The following is a 2,535-nucleotide window of genomic DNA, read 5'->3' on the forward strand; positions in this document are numbered from 1 at the left end:
GCGACTGTTCGCACTTCACGACCACAACGAACAACAGAAAGCAGAGGTGTTGTTAGCCAGGCTGCAGGAAGGCCAGAGCATTGCACTGGTCTCGGATGCAGGCACGCCGTTAATCAACGATCCGGGCTATCATCTGGTGCGTCGCTGCCGTGAAGCAGGTGTGCGCGTGGTTCCGTTGCCGGGTGCCTGCGCGGCGATTACAGCATTAAGCGCGGCGGGGTTACCGTCAGATCGTTTCTGTTACGAAGGGTTTCTGCCCGCCAAAAGCAAGGGACGTTGTGATGTGCTGCGGTCGCTTGAGAATGAACCCCGCACCCTGATTTTTTATGAATCCACCCACCGTTTGCTCGATAGCCTGCAAGATATGGTGAGCGTATGGGGCGCGGATCGCTATGTGGTGCTGGCGCGCGAAATCACCAAAACCTGGGAAACTATTCAGGGCGCGCCGGTGGGTGAACTGCTGGCTTGGGTGCTGGAAGACGAAAATCGCCGCAAAGGCGAGATGGTGCTGATTGTTGAAGGCCATAAGGCAGATGAAGAAGCCTTGCCTGCTGAAGCGCTGCGCACGCTGGCTCTGCTCCAGAGCGAGCTGCCGCTGAAAAAAGCGGCAGCGCTGACAGCGGAAATTCATGGTGTTAAGAAAAACGCACTCTACAAGTACGCCCTGGAGCAGCAAGAGGCGTGACAAACGCTGACGGATCGCCTATTATCCCGCGCCGAAGCTGACCAGACAGTCGCCGCTTTGTCGTCGTCCTCTTTCGGGGGGAGACGGGCAGAGGGGAGGAAAGTCCGGGCTCCATAGGGCAGGGTGCCAGGTAACGCCTGGGGGGCGCAAGCCTACGACCAGTGCAACAGAGAGCAAACCGCCGATGGCCCAGTAATGGGATCAGGTAAGGGTGAAAGGGTGCGGTAAGAGCGCACCGCGCGGCTGGCAACAGTTCGTGGCACGGTAAACTCCACCCGGAGCAAGGCCAAATAGGGGTTCACAAGGTACGGCCCGTACTGAACCCGGGTAGGCTGCTTGAGCCAGTGAGCGATTGCTGGCCTAGATGAATGACTGTCCACGACAGAACCCGGCTTATCGGTCAGTTTCGACTTCTTTATGGAAAAACCCCGCCTCGGCGGGGTTTTTGCTTTCTGGGATAAGATGAATGACTGTCCACTCTTCTTTCTATGAAAAGAACGCGGCTTACCGGTCAGTTAAACGAATGACGATAACGCCGGCTGGGGCCGCACCGGGTCTGGCGGTCCTCGCGCCGCTAACGCGGTGCCTTCACTTCTTTCGTCTGCCTTAACGGACCGGTGCCGATGGAACATTCATGTTCCAGCGCCACCTTTCGCCCGCGTCCTGCGGGCTCTCCTGGCATACTCACTCCGCTCAGCGCTGCGGATGCCTGCCCCGATGCGGCCCCAGCCAGCTCATTAGCTTCAGTGCGTGTTGTTAAAAGGGCAATTTGTCTGAGGTTATGGCGCCTGGGCGGGGTTTTTGCTTTTATTTGTGCACGTTTTCCAGGCCACACTAAATAAAATCCCCCCCATCGTAAAGAAATGAAAATCCACCCTGAAATTAACGGCCATATGCCAGAATAAGCGCGTGTTTAACTACCGAGGACAATTATTCATCCACATCGATGAGAAGCAACAACGTGGATAAGTTGTAAAATTATGGACAAAATGAACGCCCCAATGATGGCTATTTCTACTGACCTTCCTGAACACTTCCACTGCTCGATATACGACCAGCACTGGCGCTTCGCGCTTTAGCGTCACACTCTCCTTATTTAAAAATATTCTTAAATTTCTCACGCTATTACTCCGCGTGAAGGCTATCTATTTCTCTTAAGGAGAGAAAGTATGCGCTATTGGATTTTATTAGTTTTAGCCATCCTGGCTGAAATTACCGGCACGCTTTCGATGAAATGGGCCAGCGTCAATGACGATCAGGCTGGTTTTATTTTTATGCTGGTGATGATTGCGCTTTCCTATATTTTCTTATCGTTTGCTGTAAAACGTATCGCGCTCGGCGTGGCTTACGCCATTTGGGAAGGGATCGGCATTCTGTTTATTACGCTGTTCAGCGTGATGTTGTTTGATGAAAGCTTATCAGTGATGAAAGTGGCCGGCTTAATTACGTTGGTGGCAGGGATTGTGTTGATCAAATCCGGCACTTTGGCGCGCAAGGAGCGACAACATGGCCACGTTTAATGCTGCGCACCTTGCTTGGCTGGCGCTGGCGATTGGGCTGGAGATCATCGCCAACATCTTTCTGAAATACTCCGATGGATTCCGTCGCCCGCTGTATGGCCTATTGTCTCTCACTGCCGTGCTGGCGGCATTCAGTGCCTTGGCACAAGCGGTGAAAGGAATCGATCTCTCGGTGGCTTATGCCCTATGGGGTGGTTTCGGGCTGGTCGCGACCGTCGCTGCAGGTTGGGTGCTGTTTGGCCAGCGGCTGAACCGCATTGGCTGGCTGGGCTTCGGATTGTTGATTGCGGGGATGGTGCTGATTAAGTTTGCTTAAGCGAGGAAATACAC

At 53.9% G+C, this 2,535-nt stretch carries 3 protein-coding genes and 1 other RNA gene; all 4 read left to right on the forward strand.

What is annotated here, in order from left to right; translation table 11 throughout:
- Positions 1-685 (forward strand): 16S rRNA (cytidine(1402)-2'-O)-methyltransferase (rsmI, locus tag PSSD_RS25705; protein ID WP_058974206.1); only part of this gene is annotated, 685 nt, incomplete at its 5' end.
- 33 nt (positions 686-718) lie between these two features.
- An RNA gene (rnpB, locus tag PSSD_RS25720) (RNase P RNA component class A) lies at positions 719-1,097 on the forward strand.
- A gap of 757 nt (positions 1,098-1,854) precedes the next feature.
- Positions 1,855-2,205, forward strand: a complete 351-nt coding sequence (mdtJ, locus tag PSSD_RS25710; RefSeq protein WP_058974207.1) for a multidrug/spermidine efflux SMR transporter subunit MdtJ — start codon at positions 1,855-1,857, stop codon at positions 2,203-2,205.
- Positions 2,192-2,521, forward strand: coding sequence for a multidrug/spermidine efflux SMR transporter subunit MdtI (gene mdtI / locus PSSD_RS25715; RefSeq protein ID WP_058974208.1), 330 nt, complete (start codon positions 2,192-2,194; stop codon positions 2,519-2,521). Before mdtJ ends, mdtI begins: the two co-directional genes overlap by 14 nt.
- Positions 2,522-2,535 lie beyond the last annotated feature (14 nt).

The organism is Type-D symbiont of Plautia stali (assembly GCF_001485335.1).
Classification (GTDB): Bacteria; Pseudomonadota; Gammaproteobacteria; order Enterobacterales; family Enterobacteriaceae; genus Pantoea; species Pantoea vagans_C.

What these genes read in the sequence shown, in the direction of transcription:
- mdtI (WP_058974208.1), top strand. Translation starts at nt 2,192, where the DNA reads ATGGCCACGTTTAATGCTGCGCACCTTGCTTGGCTGGCGCTGGCGATT.
- mdtJ (WP_058974207.1), top strand. Translation starts at nt 1,855, where the DNA reads ATGCGCTATTGGATTTTATTAGTTTTAGCCATCCTGGCTGAAATTACC.